Source organism: Granulicella paludicola, from assembly GCF_025685545.1.
Classification (GTDB): Bacteria; Acidobacteriota; Terriglobia; order Terriglobales; family Acidobacteriaceae; genus Granulicella; species Granulicella paludicola.
Genome location: NZ_JAGSYC010000026.1, coordinates 560156 through 576490 on the forward strand (window position 1 = coordinate 560156; position 16335 = coordinate 576490).

General features: G+C 58.6%; 9 protein-coding genes. 5 read left to right on the top strand and 4 right to left on the bottom strand.

Annotation, left to right across the window (positions count from 1 at the left end; translation table 11 throughout):
• Positions 1-7 precede the first annotated feature (7 nt).
• From OHL14_RS17925 to OHL14_RS17935, 3 genes are read right to left on the bottom strand one after another with little or no spacing between them, the layout of a single operon-like run.
• Positions 8-1312, bottom strand: coding sequence for an arsenic transporter (locus tag OHL14_RS17925; RefSeq protein WP_263380753.1), 1305 nt, complete (start codon positions 1310-1312; stop codon positions 8-10).
• Positions 1312-2454: a metallophosphoesterase family protein gene (locus OHL14_RS17930; RefSeq protein WP_263380754.1), complete on the bottom strand. Its 1143-nt coding sequence runs from the start codon at positions 2452-2454 to the stop codon at positions 1312-1314. The genes OHL14_RS17925 and OHL14_RS17930 overlap by 1 nt, the downstream gene beginning before the upstream one ends.
• The gene (locus OHL14_RS17935; RefSeq protein ID WP_263380755.1) at positions 2451-3731 is read right to left on the bottom strand and encodes an MFS transporter; all 1281 of its coding nucleotides are present in this window, start codon (positions 3729-3731) and stop codon (positions 2451-2453) included. Before OHL14_RS17935 ends, OHL14_RS17930 begins: the two co-directional genes overlap by 4 nt.
• 1172 nt (positions 3732-4903) lie before the next feature.
• Between OHL14_RS17935 and OHL14_RS17940 the strand changes: the two genes are divergently transcribed.
• The 5 genes from OHL14_RS17940 to OHL14_RS17960 all read left to right on the top strand — a co-directional run bounded on the left by OHL14_RS17940 (position 4904) and on the right by OHL14_RS17960 (position 14113).
• Complete coding sequence (locus OHL14_RS17940) at positions 4904-6571, top strand: sensor histidine kinase (RefSeq protein ID WP_263380756.1); 1668 nt, start codon at positions 4904-4906, stop codon at positions 6569-6571.
• Positions 6564-7970: a sigma-54-dependent transcriptional regulator gene (locus OHL14_RS17945; RefSeq protein ID WP_263380757.1), complete on the top strand. Its 1407-nt coding sequence runs from the start codon at positions 6564-6566 to the stop codon at positions 7968-7970. The genes OHL14_RS17940 and OHL14_RS17945 overlap by 8 nt, the downstream gene beginning before the upstream one ends.
• Positions 7971-8233: 263 nt before the next feature.
• Entirely contained in the window at positions 8234-9403 is a 1170-nt protein-coding gene (locus tag OHL14_RS17950) for a recombinase RecA (RefSeq protein WP_263380758.1), read from the top strand.
• Positions 9373-10899 carry a DNA polymerase Y family protein gene (locus OHL14_RS17955; protein WP_263380759.1) on the top strand — a complete coding sequence of 509 codons (1527 nt, stop codon included), beginning with the start codon at positions 9373-9375 and terminating at the stop codon, positions 10897-10899. Before OHL14_RS17950 ends, OHL14_RS17955 begins: the two co-directional genes overlap by 31 nt.
• Positions 10892-14113, top strand: coding sequence for a DNA polymerase III subunit alpha (locus tag OHL14_RS17960; protein ID WP_263380760.1), 3222 nt, complete (start codon positions 10892-10894; stop codon positions 14111-14113). The genes OHL14_RS17955 and OHL14_RS17960 overlap by 8 nt, the downstream gene beginning before the upstream one ends.
• Here the strand turns inward: OHL14_RS17960 and OHL14_RS17965 are convergent.
• Positions 14110-16149: an ArnT family glycosyltransferase gene (locus tag OHL14_RS17965; RefSeq protein ID WP_263380761.1), complete on the bottom strand. Its 2040-nt coding sequence runs from the start codon at positions 16147-16149 to the stop codon at positions 14110-14112. The two genes, OHL14_RS17960 and OHL14_RS17965, sit on opposite strands and share 4 nt — an antisense overlap.
• Positions 16150-16335: the final 186 nt, after the last annotated feature.

The following is a 16335-nucleotide window of genomic DNA, read 5'->3' on the forward strand; positions in this document are numbered from 1 at the left end:
TCCTTGTTTAGTGTTTTCCAACCAGCATGTTCATCAGAATGGCTCCGCCCAGCGCTGCGAAGAGCGCCACCGGCATTGCGACGGCGCCCACTTTCAAGAACTTCCAGAAGCTCACATCGAGCTTCTCTCCGCCTGCGCCTTCAGCCGAGTCTTTGCGAAGGGCGAGCAGCCACAGGATGGTAGCCAGCGAGCCGGTGACTGAGAGATTCGGTCCGAGATCGACACCGATGAGAACGGCATTCGCCATGAGTCCTTTTGTGTGGGCAGCCTGAATCGTTCCGCCCGCGATCAGTCCCAGCGGCAGGTTGTTCACGATGTTGTTTGCGATACCGACTACGAAGCCAACAACAAGCGCGCCAACGTTCTGGCCGAGATGCGATGCCCAGGCGAGCCACTGTTGCGTCAGGTTCAACGCTCCCTGACTCTCCACTGCATCCACCATGACAAAGAGCCCCGCAACAAGGATCAAGGTCGCCCAGCTAATCTCTTTTGCGAGATGAAATGGATTGCTTCTCGCCTTGATGGAAACGACTGCGGTAATCACCAGGGCCGCAAGGCACGTAGGCAGTCCCAGGTCCTTCCTGAACGCGGACGCCGTCAACAGCACCGCAATCATCAGGGCGAGACCAGCAAGAACAAGCCTGCCATTGCTGCTCAGCTTTGCATCCTCAACCTCGCAGTCGATGCTCTTGCATAGGTCCTCGCGGAACATAAAGCGCATTACGAAGTAGGTCACGAGGATGGAGAAGACGGACGGAACACCGAAGTCTGCGAGCCACGTTCCCAGGGGTGGCATGCCGGTGTGGAAGACGACGAGGTTTGCGGGATTCGAGATGGGCAGCACAAAGCTTGCCGCGTTCGCGATCAACGCGCATACGAACAGGTAGGGCAGTGGCGAAACCTTAGCCTTGCGCACCGCCGTCAGAATAGCGGGCGTCAGAACGACGGCCGTGGCGTCGTTCGACATGAAGATGGTGACCAGTGTTCCCACGCCATAAACAAGCAGGAAGAGACGCGAGCAACTGCCGTTGGCGCCGCGCACTGCGACAGAGGCGACCCAGTCGAAGACACCCTGCTCTCGCGCAAGTTCGCTGAGCAGCATCATGCCGATGAGGAACAGGTAAACGTCGCTGCCCTTGGCTACCGCCTGCCCTGCCAACTTCAAAGGCACGAGACGAAGAACGATAAGGAGCAACGCTCCGCCGGAGATCCACCAGACTTCGGGGATGCCACGCGGGCGCGTCAGCATCAGAGCGATGCTGATGGCCACGATCAGCGGCAGAACAATACGTGCAATGTCTATCGGAATCATCACCACTTCTTTCCGTTCTTATTGGGGCCTAGCTGAGTTCCGAGAAGTCCATGTTCCGGCCACGCTTCGAGTGCATTGTCCTGATCGCGCTCCTCGGACTTCCGCTCTGTACGCTGTCCAACCGCGAGACGCATCTCATCGTTCGCGCTCGCGCCATCCGCATCTTTGAAGGACACCCTCAAAGTATGGACACCTTCGCCCACCTTGGGGATTTCAGCCTGCCAGACGCGACTGTTCTGGATGCGCTTCATAGGCAGTGTCTGACCGTCTATATGTGCTGTCGCTTCGACGGCCTCCGCTTCACTCCAAAACTTTGCACGCACTTTGATACTCTCTTGCAGAACTTCACTTGATCTGGTCAGAAGCCGCTCATCGCTTGGCGAGGTGATCACGACAGTGGGCAGCTTACCCAGCTCGATAAAGCGCCAGCTCACAACATCACCATCGAGGCTGGTGACAGAATAGCCAACCGGCCCTTCTTCAATCTGTCCGGTAGAACGAGTGGCAGAGTAGAGCGTGCGGCCATCGTTGGCGAGTTCGTTGTAGTGCGTGTGACCCATATCGATCAGTCGAACATCGTAGTCACGAACGAGACGACTCACCTCCTCTCCGCCAGCCTTCAGGTCGCTCGGGTAGCAGTGCAATAAGAGAACTTTTTTCTGACCTCTATGAGTTGCTCCTTGCAGCTCGTCTTCAACCCAACGCAGCTGCTCCTCGTTCACAGTGAAGGAGGGTGGCTCGGGAACATCGAAGGCGTTCATGGCGACGAAGCGCGTATCTCCTACAGTGAAGGCATAGTGAGTCTGTTCCGACATCGCCTCTTTAAAGTTTGCGAAGCTCTTCTCATGCACGTCGTGATCGCCGAGGATGGCACACCACGGAACCTCCAGGCGATCGAGCTCGCCTCGCACGACTGCGTAGGCGGCGCGGCTGCCATCGTCAGCCACGTCTCCCGGCAGGAAGACAAAGCTTACTGAATCAGCAAAGGCTCGATTGACCTCATTCACAATCGCTGCAAGATCGAGATGGTTCTGCTCACCGGCCCTGGTCATATGGAGGTCGCCAAAATGAACCCAGCTGATCACGCCTGCAGCGTCGGGCGGTTGCGGTTGAAAGGTACGTTTCGGTGCGAGGTGATTCATGCTGAAAGCTCCTGGGCAGTATGTGTTGACGATGTGTGTTCTGATATATCCGGGTTTGTGAGCGTCTCAGGAATTGCAGCCCACAGAACCGCGAATGCGAGTGCAGCGATCGCACCTAGCGACAGGAAAGAGATGCGGTAGCTGAAGTGCTGAATCAGCTTTCCGCCGAACGTCGTACTGAGAGCCGCACCGAGCCCGACCGCTGTTGCAAGACTGCCCTGAACGAGATTGAAGCGTCCCGTGGCGCGGGTCCTGTCTGCTATGACGAGGATCGAGACCACACCAAAGATCGCATTCGCGATGCCATCCAGTAGCTGGATCGCGATGAGGCTCTCCGTGTTGTGGGTCAAGGTATAAAGAAGTGCGCGGACGGGAAGCACTCCGAAGCCAACCAGCAGTAGAGGCTTTCGTCCATGCAGATTGGCGAAGCGTCCTATCGCTGGAGCGAAGCACATGATGACGACCTGCGTCACGATGATGCAGGCCGACATGAACGGAGCTGCCGAGGCCCGCGAGCCATGCGAAAGCATCTCGCCGAGCTGCGGCAGCATGGCAGCGTTTGCGAAGTGAAAGAGAAAAGCACACGCAAGAAAGATCAGAAGAGTGCGGTCCCCGAGCAGCGTCTTCATCACAGAAGCTCTCGCAGCGACCTCCTTACCCTCCACCTCGATCGCTCCGCCACGAGCAAGGTCGTAATCAATGTCCTTGCTCTTGATCGCGCGGATCGCAAGCACCGTGGGGATGGTGAGCACGGCAGCGGTGATGAAGATCGCACGGTTCCCGAAGAAATGACTCATACCGGCAATTAACAAAGCGCACGCCACATTGCCGGCTGAATTGAAGGATTGATTTTTTCCGAACTGACGATCGAAGAACGTGACGCCGACCATTCCCATCGTGACCGCAGCAAGTGTTGGCCCGAGGAATGGCCCGGCTCCTCCGATAAGGACCTGCGATGTATACACAGCCCACGGTGCAGCCGTGATGCTGAGTAGCACCGCCCCCACCGCGAGTACCGCGGAGGCGGCAACAAGGATGAGTCTCTTCGACCTGACCTGATCGACAATCGCGCCAGCCGGAGTCTGCAGAATTACTGTAATGATGCCACCGAGGGTCAACGCCACCCCGACGCGTCCCGGCTCCCAGCCGGCTCCCGCCAGATACGCCGCGAGAAACGGTCCTAGGCCGGTTTGCACATCGGCGAGAAAGAAGTTCGTCGCCTCGAGAGCGTGGATACTTTCTTGCTTGCCAGGATCGATTTCAGCAGCGTTAGACATACAGAATGACTTTCGGGATAACCAGACACTTTTGCGTTGCGAGCTTAGCGGCCGCTCTCCAGCTTGAGAGGACCATTGCGTTCGATGCAGTCGAAGTCCAGCCCCATCAAGCAGGTAGATTTAATTTTTTGAGGCCAGGTTGTTCTGGATGTCCTAATCGGGTGCGCGAGCCTTGAAGGCCCGTGCATCCGGTTAGTGACAGCGAGGAGTTCACTCGTCAAGCGATCTTAATCTTGAGGAGGCGGATCCATTCCGTCCGGTGGTGGCGGTGGTGCTCCGTTCGGAGGGGTAGGCGGAGGCCCAACCTCGAGTCCCGGTGGAGGCGGAGGTGGAACTACATCAGGACTCGCCGCTGACAGCGGGGCATCAGGAGTCGCACCACAAGGAGGGGGAGCCACGCCCCTGCTTCTGCGTCGCGGCGCTGGCTGCGGGGATCCCGGGGGCGGCGGTGCTGCACCTTCGGCCAGTGGCCCGGGAGCCGACGCATTTGCAGAGAATGTCTGATCCTTCAGCCGGACGCTCGCCGCTTCGACTTGTAACTGTCCGTTGATCTCTGACTTCATGCCAGTCACGGTTATCTTTTCGCCCTTGTGAAGTGCGGGGCCCAGCTGACCACCGAGCTCGGGTGAAAGATCAACCACGCTGCCATTTTGGAGATACAGGCTGCGTACCTCTCCCCCCGGGCCTGCATTGAAAGCCAGGACGCGAGAAGACTGGGTGACTACCGAGAGTTGTGCCTCCGGCGAAGGAGCGGGAGCGGTATTCGGGATACCCGCGGGAGGTGCTGGTGGTGTGGGAGTCGGACTCTGTGCAAACGCCACAGAGCTAAGAGCGAATCCGAGAGCTGTGATTTTTAGAGAAGTTGAAATGTACATCGGCAATACCTCTAACCGGTAGTAGGGCAAGCCGCGTGCCATTCCTTGAAATCGTCGATGTGCTGCAATCGCGGCATTTCCGGGGGTCGAGGACTTCAGGAGTCTCTTTGCCTGACCGCAATCTGCCCACCCGCTGTGCTGATTGCGTACGCATGGTTTGCGATGGCTGAGGTTCTTCGCATCTGAATCTCCATAAAGCCGCCAACACCCGGGAGAAGTCCCGATGGCAGCCAGGTTGCATACGAATACAACAGATGCTCGATAGAAGTTCAAAAAGCATGACGAGAGAGGAGCCGAATGCCGAAGATCTTTTGGAGAAGCCTCCGTTCCCGCATCCTTTTGCTCGTCGTTCTGACGTTGCTCTTTCTCACAGCCGCAGCCATCAGTCTGTTTACGTTTCTTCGCAATCGCCATGCTGAAACACTGTCCCTCACCGAGCATCATCTCGTCAGCGTGGCTGTCAGTCTCGCGCGGAACTATGCCGACCATCGGACTGCGAATGATTCTCTGCGGGCGATGGAACCGGGGCCACCAGCGCCGCCTCCACCGCCCTCGATCCCTCCGGCGCCACCGCGCCCCGGACATGAAAGGCCACCGCATCCCAAACCTGACCTTCTCAAGGGGCTCACGACAGAAACCTTGCAGCACGAGGACGGCATCGAAGGCGGATTCTACGCAGCCAGAGCGGATGCCCTGATTGGCTATGCCTTCCCGACTCATGAAGGCCCAGGGGCGGAAAAAGGTATGCCCGAGCGGGAGCGCCCCACCATCGAAAATCTTGCGAGAGAGGCCGTAGCGGCGAATGCGATAAGGACCTATCGCTTTGAGGGGACGCATGATGCCATCCTCTTCGTAGCAGCTCCGATCCATGAGCCGTCACAGACAGATCAAACCGCCAAGACTACTGATGAAGTGACTGGAGCTGCGTGGCTGATGGAGCGTCTGCCCGGAATCGAGGGCGGACAGAACCGCGAGCTCTTATTTGGGAGTGTCGGCTTCGGAATTGCGGCGCTGATGACTGCGCTGCTCGCCGTATTCGTTACGACGGAAATTCGCAGCGGCGTGAACATCGTTCTCCAACGGCTGGGTTCCATGGAGGGTGGCTTGCCGGCAGCAGATCAGCAGATGCAGGACCGTCCTCCGCTCGAAGAATTCGACCGCGTCCTGCATGGGATCGACTCGCTCGCGCTCGCCTTACAGGAAAAGATCGAGAACGAGCGGACGCTGGAATCTCAAATGCGCCATAACGAACGGCTCTCCGCGCTGGGGCAGTTTGCCGCGGGGATCGCGCATGAGCTTCGCAATCCGCTTGGAACGATCCGAATGCGGACGCAGATGTGGCAGCGATCCACTGACGCGGAGGCGGCCAGGCGGAGCAGCACCGTGATCCTCGAAGAGATTGACCGGCTGGACACCATCATCAGTCGTCTCCTCTATTTCGCCAGACCAATTCAGCTTCAACTTCAACCCGTCTCACTGGGTGATCTATGTGCGATCACGGCGTCGACGTGGGCGGAAAAAGAAGCGGCTAAAGGCATCCAGATTATCTGTAAGGCAACGTCGCGCAGCGTCGTCACGGCAGACCGAGGCAGACTCCTCCAGGTGCTCGACAACCTGATGGAGAACGCCGTGCATTCGGCTTCGCACGCCACAGCGCAAGGTGGAAACGTGACGATCAGGACGGCGCTTGAGGCCGAATTCGCCCGCATCGACATCATGGATAACGGAAAGGGATTTACGCCAGCAGCTCTGCGTCATGCCTTGGACCCGTTCTACACCACGAAGGACACCGGAACAGGGCTTGGTCTTTCCATCTCGTTTGAGATTGTGCAGGCTCACGGAGGAGAATTACTTCTCGCTAACCGCGAAGGTGGCGGGGCCGTCGCTTCACTTCGATTGCCACTGAATGGCAACGATCGGAATACCCTAAACATGGCGGGACAAGAGGCAGGACAAGATGTCTGAAGTGCTCATCGTGGACGACGATCATAACTTCCGGGAGACGTTGCAGGAACTGCTGTCCGATGCCGGATATCAGACTCGAATGGCAACCAACGCTGAAGAAGGGATCGCCATGCTTCAGGCCATGACTCCCGACCTCACGTTGTGCGATTGGAAGATGCCTGGCGGTGGCGGAGAGCAGTTTCTCAAGAGCCTCCAGTCCGAAGGGTTGCTGACCACCATGCCCGTCATCATCCTCACTGCCCACGGCACGGGGCCCAATGCGATGCAGGCGATGCAGCTTGGCGCGTACGACTTCATTACCAAGCCGCTCGATATCGACCTGGCTCTCACCACCGTCGCGCGCGCGATCCGCCATATGGAGCTGCAGCGCGAGGTCGAAGTCTTACGACAGCAGCGGTTCAGAGACAGCTCTCTCCATGACCCTGCTGAATCCGGTGAAGGGCTGAAGCCTCAGCTCATCGGCAACTCCCCGGCATGGATTGAAGTGTTCAAGAACATTGGCAGAGTTGCCACGACCGATGTCAGCGTTTTGCTATTAGGAGAATCGGGAACGGGAAAGGAGGTCGTTGCCCGCGCGATCCATCAAAACAGCGCGAGAAGTCATCGATCCTTCATCATTCTCAACTGTGCCGCCTTACCTCCGGAGCTTCTGGAGTCCGAACTCTTCGGACACGAACGTGGCGCCTTCACCGGAGCAGTCGCACAGAAGCGTGGCAAGTTTGAAGCCGCAGACGGCGGAACAATCTTTTTAGATGAGATCGGTGAACTGCCGCTGTCCCTTCAGCCCAAGCTTCTGCGTGTTCTGCAGGAGCACACCTTCGAGCGAGTTGGCGGAACGGCTTCCATCCATGCTGATGTTCGCGTGATTGCGGCGACGAATCGACAACTGGAGGAGGATGTCGAGCAGAAGACCTTCCGAGCTGATCTGTTTTATCGCCTGAACGCCTTTACGGTCCGCCTCCCGCCACTGCGAAAACGCCAGTCCGACATCCTTCCTCTGGCGGAGTATTTCCTTGCGCGCTACGCTCAACGAAATCGACTCCCCTTTACTGGCTTTTCTGCCGATGCCATCGTGGCTCTGCAAAATTACTCCTATCCAGGCAATGTGCGGGAGTTGGAGCACCTGATCGAGCGAGCTGCCGTCAAAGCCGGGGGGCGAGCTATAACGCCCGACCTCATCCAGGAAGAGTTAGCCAGAGAGAAGAGTGCCGCGCCCGGTATCTTCGATGCTCAAGCAGTCGAAGGAATGCCTTTCCATGAGGCGGTCGCTAGCTGGGAACGCTATCTCATCCAACAAGCGTTGAAGGAGTCCCACGGCAACAAGTCTGACGCTGCACGCAGACTGGGAATTCACCGGCGTTTGCTCTACGAAAAATTGGCACAGTTAGGAATTCACTAACCTCATCCGCCATTCTTCAATCTCCAGGCAGGCGGCGCTCCAGGCAGGACACCATCAAAGTCTCCTCCTACTCATTTCTATGGTTGCCTCTAGCTGACGTTGCGATCCCGCCGAGGGTATGAAGTCACATTTGGACCTACCGTGGAGGCCTATACACTCTGCATTCTATCTGCCTGCGCATCAAAGACTTACAAGATACGTGCACCAGTATCGCTGCAGCTGTAGTTGACACAGTGCACCTGATTAAGGCGAAGATAAGGCGAATGAACTCCGCCGCCCAAACACGCTTTGCCGTCGAGTCGGCGCTTGCACGCCGTATTCCCGCGGCTCTTAGTCCACGACCTAAGACGGTGCGCGAGCGGTTGGCCTGCGACGTGGAAGAGCTGGATCGACTGCTGGGCGGCGGTCTGCCTGTAGGGGCTATTACGGAACTGGCGGGCATCGCCGGCTCAGGTCGGACGACTTTGGCGTTTGCCTATGCTGCGGCGGTAGCTCGGGATGGGCGTGTTCTTGCGTGGGTCGATGCCGGCGACACACTGGACCCCGCAAGCGCCGCGCTCAACGGCGTCGAGCTATCGCGGCTGCTATGGGTGCGCTGCAAAGGCGAGAGCGAGTCGCAGACAGAGCTGGCGCAGAGCGTGGGGCCTACCTCCTTTGCAGGCGAGAGCCTACCCACATCGGTAAAGGGATGCGGCAGCCCGCACCCTCGCAACGAAGTAAAGGGGATGCCTGAGGCGGTGAACGCCATGCTGCAGTCGCATGGAGGGCTGCTCGATCACCATACGAGGCGCGAGCGAAAGTCTATCGGCACGCCAGGGATGCCGAATCGTCCCTTCGGGAAGGTAACGGATCGCGAGGAGCAGCGGCCCAGCGACCGACAGCCTTCGCGCAAGGAACGGTCTCTGGCGCACGAGCCACGCTGTGCAGAGCCGCAGCCGCATCGCCGCAAAACGGATGAGGTGAAGGCTCCGCCTCCGCGTGTGGCACAGGCCACTCCGACGATGACGTATGCGAAGAGGAAGGCGGCTATGCCATGGTCGGCTCTGGATAACGCATTGAGAGCGACGGACCTGCTGTTGCAGTCCGGTGGCTTCGGGCTGATCGTGCTGGACCTCGGCGATGTTCCGGTGGAGCAATCGTGGCGTATCCCGATGTCGACATGGTTCCGTTACCGTGCTGCCTGCGAGCGTTCTCGCGCGAGCCTGCTGGTGCTCACGCAGCATCCCTGCGCGCGTTCAAGCGCGGAGCTTGTGATGCGCATGAGCATGGGCGACGTCGAGGCGGATGGCAATGTGCTTAGCGGTCTTTCTTTTAAAGCGGAGATCGAACGACAACGCTTTTCTGAGCAACCGCTGACTGTCGTTCCCATTCGCAAGCCGCCGCAAAAAGAACAGGCGGACGCGTGGAAAGGCAGGATGTCATGGGCGGTGTGACGGCTCAGTACGTCTGCGTGCATGTACCCGAGTTTCCTGCACAGGCCCGGCTCCGCTTGAGACCGGACCAGTCAAAGGATGCGGTCGTGGTGATCGAAGGTGAGCGTCCGCTACAGACCGCGTGCAGCGCAAATCTGCGGGCGCAGCATATGGGCGTTGCTGCAGGCATGACGCGCGCTGAACTGGATGCCTTTCCGGAGTTGATTGTGCTGCTGCGCTCTGCTGTGGAAGAGCGCGCGACGCAGGCAGCCCTGCTGCAGATGGTGGCTGCTTTTACCCCGCGTGTCGAAGTTGTGCCCTCGCAGGAGGCCTTTGTCTGTGTGCTCGATATGGCCGGTGTCCAATGGATCTTTGGCGATGCAGAGCGCGTCATCGCCGCGATTGCGAAGGCTATCTGCTCGCTTGGATTGGTCGCCAGGCTTGCGAGTAGTTGCAACTTTCATACTGCCGTTTGCGCGGCTCCCTTTGCGCGCAGCAAACCTGTAGTCATTCCAGCGGGAGTGGAACGCGAGTGGCTTGGACGCCTGCCCGTCTCGGCGCTGGGGCTGACCCCTGAACAAACCGAGCGGATGACGTTGTGGGGTGTGCGCACCTTGCGCGAACTTGCTGACTTGCCAGAGGTGGAACTTGTGGTGCGGCTGGGGCAGCATGGCAAACGGCTGCGACAACTTGCCATGGGCAGGCACCAGCACCTGATGGTGCCGGAGGAGGATGGACTTGCCTTTGAAGATGCCGCCGAGTTCGACGCCCCCGAGGATCGGCTCGACTCGCTTCTTTTCGTTGTTGGCCCTATGCTCGACCAGATGCTGCTTCGGGCTCAGGCCCATGCATACTCGCTCGCGTCGCTGACCATGACGCTCGCGCTCGATGGGGGAGCTGAGCATGTACGTACACTAAAGCCCGCGCTGCCATTGGCCGAGCGCGCCGTATGGCTGAAGCTTATCCACCTCGATATCCAATCGCATCCACCCCCTGCAGGTGTGGTGGGTCTGCGGGTGTCGGCCAAGCCCGGCAAACGCGGCAAGGTACAGATGGGGCTCTTCAGCCCGCAGCTTCCTGAACCCACACGGCTCGACGTGACCCTGGCGCAGATTGAGGCGATGGTGGGGGAAGGCCGTGTCGGAAGTCCGCGTCTGCTGGACACGCACCATCCGCAGGACTTCGTCGTAGAACGCTTCGTCGTGAAGGTCGCGCAGAGCAAGTCAGAACATCCGCGCGTGTCCGCTGTTCTGCGTCGCCTGCGCCCTCCTGCAACGTTGCATATGTGGTTCGACGCAGGCTCTGACAGGCCGAACGCCTTCGCGCTCGAGGGGCGTCGCTATCGCGTGTTGGATGCCTTCGGCCCATGGCGTCGCAGTGGCGAATGGTGGTCGCAGCGTGTGTGGTCCCGCGATGAGTGGGACGTGCGCGCAATTGCAGGTGAGACCGCAATCACCTGCCTGATTGTGCATGATCTTCTCCGTCATCAATGGGCGCTCGAGGCCTTCTATGACTGACTCGCCCGAATACGTCGAACTGCATGCCGCCAGTGCTTTCAGCTTTCTCGAAGGGGCATCGCAGCCAGAGGACATTATGCAGGCGGCCTCCGATAAGGGGCTGCCATGCATCGCGCTGCTCGATCGCAATGGCTTCTATGGCTCCGCGCGCTTCCACTCAGCTGCAAAGAAGATCGGTATGAGGGCGCATGTCGGCGCAGAGATTGCCGTAGCCGATCTCGGCTTCCGCCTTATGCCATCTTTCGCACTCCCTCATCAGCATCGCCGGCAGCCAGTGCGTCTGTCGTTGCTGTGTACCTCGCGTGTGGGATATCAGAACCTTTGCCAGCTCATCACTCGCTTCAAGATGCGCGAGGCTACCAAAGTCGAGGGAGCAGCCACCTTAGACGATCTACGCGGGTTCAGCGAAGGTCTGATCTGCCTCACCGGCGGGGATGAGGGACCACTAGCCTCCACACTGGTGAATGGAGGCATGGATGCCGGTCGGCAGTGCATTGAGAAGCTGACCCGCATCTTCGGCCGCCAGAACGTCTACGTAGAGTTGCAACGCCATGGTCTGCGTGCAGAAGAAGCCCGCAATCAGGCGGCGCTGGATATCGCCGGATCCCTGCAACTGCCACTGCTCGCAACCAATGGCGTGCGATATGCCACGCAGTACGACCGCGAGGTGATGGATGTTTTTACGGCAATCCAGCATCACCTGCCGCTCGATGAAGCAGGACGTCTGCTGCAGGTGAACTCGCAGAGGCATGTGCGTAGCGCAGCGAGTATGCGGAAGCTTTTTCACGATCTACCGGACGCTATTGAAAACACGCTGCTGGTGTCGCAGCGGCTGGAGTTTGAGCTGGACGATCTTGGCTATGAGTTTCCTGCGTATGAGACAGAGACCGGCGAGCCCATGGCGACATACCTGCGCAAACGTGTGGCTGAAGGAATTGAACATCGCTACGGTCCGAAGCGCGATGCAGCCCTGCACGAGCGCGCAAAGAAGCAGGCGGAGCATGAACTGGTGTTGATTGAGAAGCTCGGCTTTGCAGGTTACTTTCTCATCGTGTGGGACATCGTTCGTTATTGCAAGACGAACGACATCCTTGTGCAGGGTCGAGGAAGCGCGGCGAACTCTGTGGTCTGCTATGCGCTGGAGATAACGGCGATCGACCCCATCGGCATGGACCTTCTGTTTGAGCGATTTCTCAATGAAAATCGCAAAGAGTGGCCCGACATCGATCTCGATCTGCCCTCGGGTGACAAGCGCGAACAGGCGATTCAATATGTGTATCGCCGCTATGGACAACTCGGTGCAGCGATGACGGCAAACGTCATCAGCTACCGAGGCAAGTCTGCCGCACGCGAGGTGGGCAAGGCTCTCGGCTTCGACGAGGAGACACTTGGACGCCTGTCCGGTCTCATCGGGCATTGGGAGTGGCGTAAAAAAGACGAGACGCTGACAGATAATTTTCGCCATGCCGGCTTCGATCCAAAGCATTGGCGTATCGCGAAGTATGTAGATTTGTGCGAGCGCCTGCAGGACCTGCCGCGTCATCTTGGTCAGCACTCCGGTGGCATGGTGGTGTGCCAGGGGATGCTCAACAAGGTGGTGCCGCTGGAGCGAGCATCGATGGCTGGGCGCAGCGTCGTACAGTGGGACAAGGAAGATTGCGCCGATCTCGGATTGGTGAAGATCGATCTGCTCGGACTTGGCATGATGGCGGTGATGAAGGACTGCCTCACGCTCATCCCGCAGCATTACAACATGCCCATCGACCTCGCGCAACTCCCGCAGGACGATCTCGAGGTCTACGACGTACTCTGCAAGGCCGACACGGTGGGTATGTTCCAGGTGGAGAGCCGCGCACAGATGGCCTCGATCCCCCGCAATGCCCCGCGCAAGTTCTATGACCTCGTCGTGCAGGTGGCCATCATTCGCCCTGGACCCATCGTCGGCAAGATGATGCATCCCTACATGCGGCGCAGGCAGAAGAAGGAAGAGATTACCTATCCACTACCGGAGTTGGAGCCGGTCCTGAAAAGAACTCTTGGAGTTCCGCTGTTTCAGGAGCAGCTTCTGCGCATCGCGATGGTCGTCGGCAACTTCACCGGCGCTGAGGCCGAGGAGCTACGCAAGGCCGTCGGTATGAGGCGTTCGTGGAAGCGCATGGAAGAACTGATGGTGAAGCTGCGCAACGGCATGGTAGAAAACAAGATCGCCCTTGAGACACAGGACGTCATCGTGCAGAGTATTCAGTCCTTCGCACTCTATGGCTTCCCTGAATCTCACGCTGCGAGCTTTGCTTTGATCGCGTATGCCTCGGCCTACTTCAAGGTGAAGTACCTTGCTGCGTTCACCTGCGCCATGCTCAACAATCAGCCGATGGGGTTTTACTCCGCCGCTGTATTGGTCAAAGATGCGCAACGACATCTCCTGCGCGTGCATTATGTCGATGTGCAACAGTCTGACGCCGTCTGCACCGTTGAGCACGAGCCAAATGGCAAAGCGTCACTGCGGCTGGGATTGAATTACGTGCGCGGCCTCAAGGCAACGACAGCATTACAACTGGTGGCTGCGCGCAATCGCGATGGCCTGTTTGCCAGCGTCGACGATCTTTCACGCCGAGTATCCATGCTGACGCGCAGCGATCTTGCGCAGCTCGCGCGCATCGGCGCTTTGAACTCGCTCGATGGCGTAGGTCATCGTCGCGATGCCATCTGGCAGATCGAACAATCTGCTCGCAGCGTTGGGCCCTTGCTGCGCAGCAACGAAGCCCATGAGCTGCCCACATCTTCCCCTCTCAAGCGCATGGATACAAGTGAACGTCTGGTCAGCGACTACTCGGGTACAGGTCTTACGACCGGGCCTCATCCCATGGCGTATCGCCGCGAAGAGCTTCGCCGTGCGAACGTCCTTTCAGCGAAGGAACTGCTGCAGCATCGGGATGGGCAACTCGTCATCGCAGCCGGGGCCGTGATTGCACGTCAACGCCCAGGCACGGCCCTCGGTTTTATCTTTCTCTCCATGGAGGATGAAACAGGTATTGCCAACGTCGTCATACATCCTGATCTCTACGAGAGGCAACGCACGCTGGTGACTCGCGGCAAGTTCCTCAAAGTGTTCGGTCGGTTGCAGAACCAGGATGGCATCGTGCATGTAAAAGCAGAGCGCCTGGAACTGCTCGTCTCGGCACCAATTTCAATGTCTTCGCATGACTTCCACTAGAGCCTTCCAGCAAACCCAAGCGTTCTGAGCTTCTCCTGCAAAGTAACGATCGCTCCTTGCTGTAAGTCCGGCCTCACGCGCTGTGCCCAAGCCAGCGCCAGCCGGTACTTTGCCGTGGCCTCATCCTTTCTGCCTACCGCCGACAACACGTCGCCAAGCTGCGTCTCCACCGGTACAGACTCAGGCGCGAACCGCGCTGCTTCTTCCGCAAAGGCCAATGCTTCGTTCTTACGCCCCGCCTGCAGCAACTTGTCCGCGTAATGCGCTGTGTCGATCGCCGAAGCCAACGGCACAGCGAAGCTGCCCGTATACACATCGATGCCGTAGTCGATCACCGCATCCGGCTTGCGCTCGCGAAAGCCTTCATACGGATTCAACGGGCCATCGCCGAACTCGATCCCTTCGAGATCGCTATCGCTGATGAAGACTGTTCCGCGAATGATCGGCGGCACGGCCTCTGGCAGGTCGAGCCACCATACCGTGCTGGTCGTCGGCAACCGCTTGCACGGCACACCGTAGTCCTGCGGCTGTATAGCTCCATCGGGAAAATACGCAAACCAGCACTCCGTTACATGATGCTCGTCGATATATTTCTTCACATCGAGCAGCTGCTGTCCCCAATCCACATTCGCATCGCTCAGATATTTGTGAACCGCGCTCGGGCCACCCCACGCCTCATTGCCATATGCCATATACGCAGGGACCACGCGCACTGAAGTGAGAATTTGCCAGCAAAGGAGTGCCACCATCAAGACCTGCCAGCGCGGATCCCGCCGCGCGAGCGAGAACGCAACGCCACCTGCCATCACATAAAGCAGCGCATATACCGGCAGCAGATGGCGCACACCGATGTCGAAGTCTGAGCGCATCGCCACAGCCAGATAGATGGCTGCGGGAATCAGCAGGTACGCCCACTCCAACTCTCCCCGCATGCCCCATGGATACGCGAACACCCCGAGTGCTATCAGCAGCAGGAACGGCAGCGTCGATTTCACCAGCAGCGCCATTGGAAAGTACCACCAGTTGCCATGCCGATAGACCTTGCCCCACAGATAGCTCGTGTCTTCGAACTCGGTCTGTTTCGTGTTCTCCAGACCCCAGAGGTACGCCTCTGGAAATACATGATGCTTCGCCAGAGCAGCCAGCCGAGGTGCATCCGCCTTGTCGTACATTCGTTCGAGATACACGCTCAACGTCGGATTCATCGCAGCACCGGCTGGCGCGGCCTTATAACGAAATCCATAGAACGCCCACAACACCACCCATGCGCTAAGACAAACCACAACGAGCGCGAGAAGACGCGCCCGCAATAGCTCCCTGCTACGTTTGAACGCACACTCTACGAATATCAGCGCCAGCAGCATCGGCAACACAAACACGCCTGTGAACTTTGCAGCAAGCAGACACCCTGCTGCCACCGTCGTCAGCAAAAGTCTTAACAGCGCTGGTTCTTTGGCGTAGCGATAGAACGCATACATCGTCGCAAGAAACAGAGAAGCGCTTGCCACATCGGTCGTCACGAGCGCACCATGCGCCAGCAGGTTTGGATCGAACGCCAGCAGCGCCAGCGCAAACAGCCCCGCACCGTAACCAAACATCTCCGCTGCCGCAAGATAAACCAGCCACCCGAGGCCCAGCGAGAAGACGATGCACGCCAGCCGTGCGGGCAGCAGCGTGCGACTGACACCATTGCCGAAAACAAAGCTGCGGCCATCGAGAAACGCCTCCGTCGGCGACGACCGTCCCTGATTCTCAGGCACCTGCAGCGAACGCCCCAATAGCGGAAGCGCCGCGACCATCTTCACCAGCGGAGGCACCTCCGCATTCAACCGATAGTCATGCTTGGTCCAAACGGTGTAGCCATCGAAGAGATGATGGGCCTCGTCCCACGTCGCCGAGGTCGCACGCGCCACATGCATCAGTTGCAAGGCCATCACCAGCAGCAGCCCCGTAACTACCAATATGCGATTCCGCTTGACCGCGACGATTCGTTTCGCCAGCATCCTGCCATCCGACAATCGATTGTCTAGGACCATTTACCTACTCCAGAGACTCCGCAACCACTCTAAGACATTTCTTCTGCACCTGTTTCGGTGCATCCTTCCGCAGATCGCAAGGGAGGTTCCCGAAACGTACACAGTGGCACCGCAAAAACACCCCATCCACGGTCCGCTCCAGGAGTACGCTAAATGCAGTCGCAGTCGCACCCTCCCCAAAGGTTC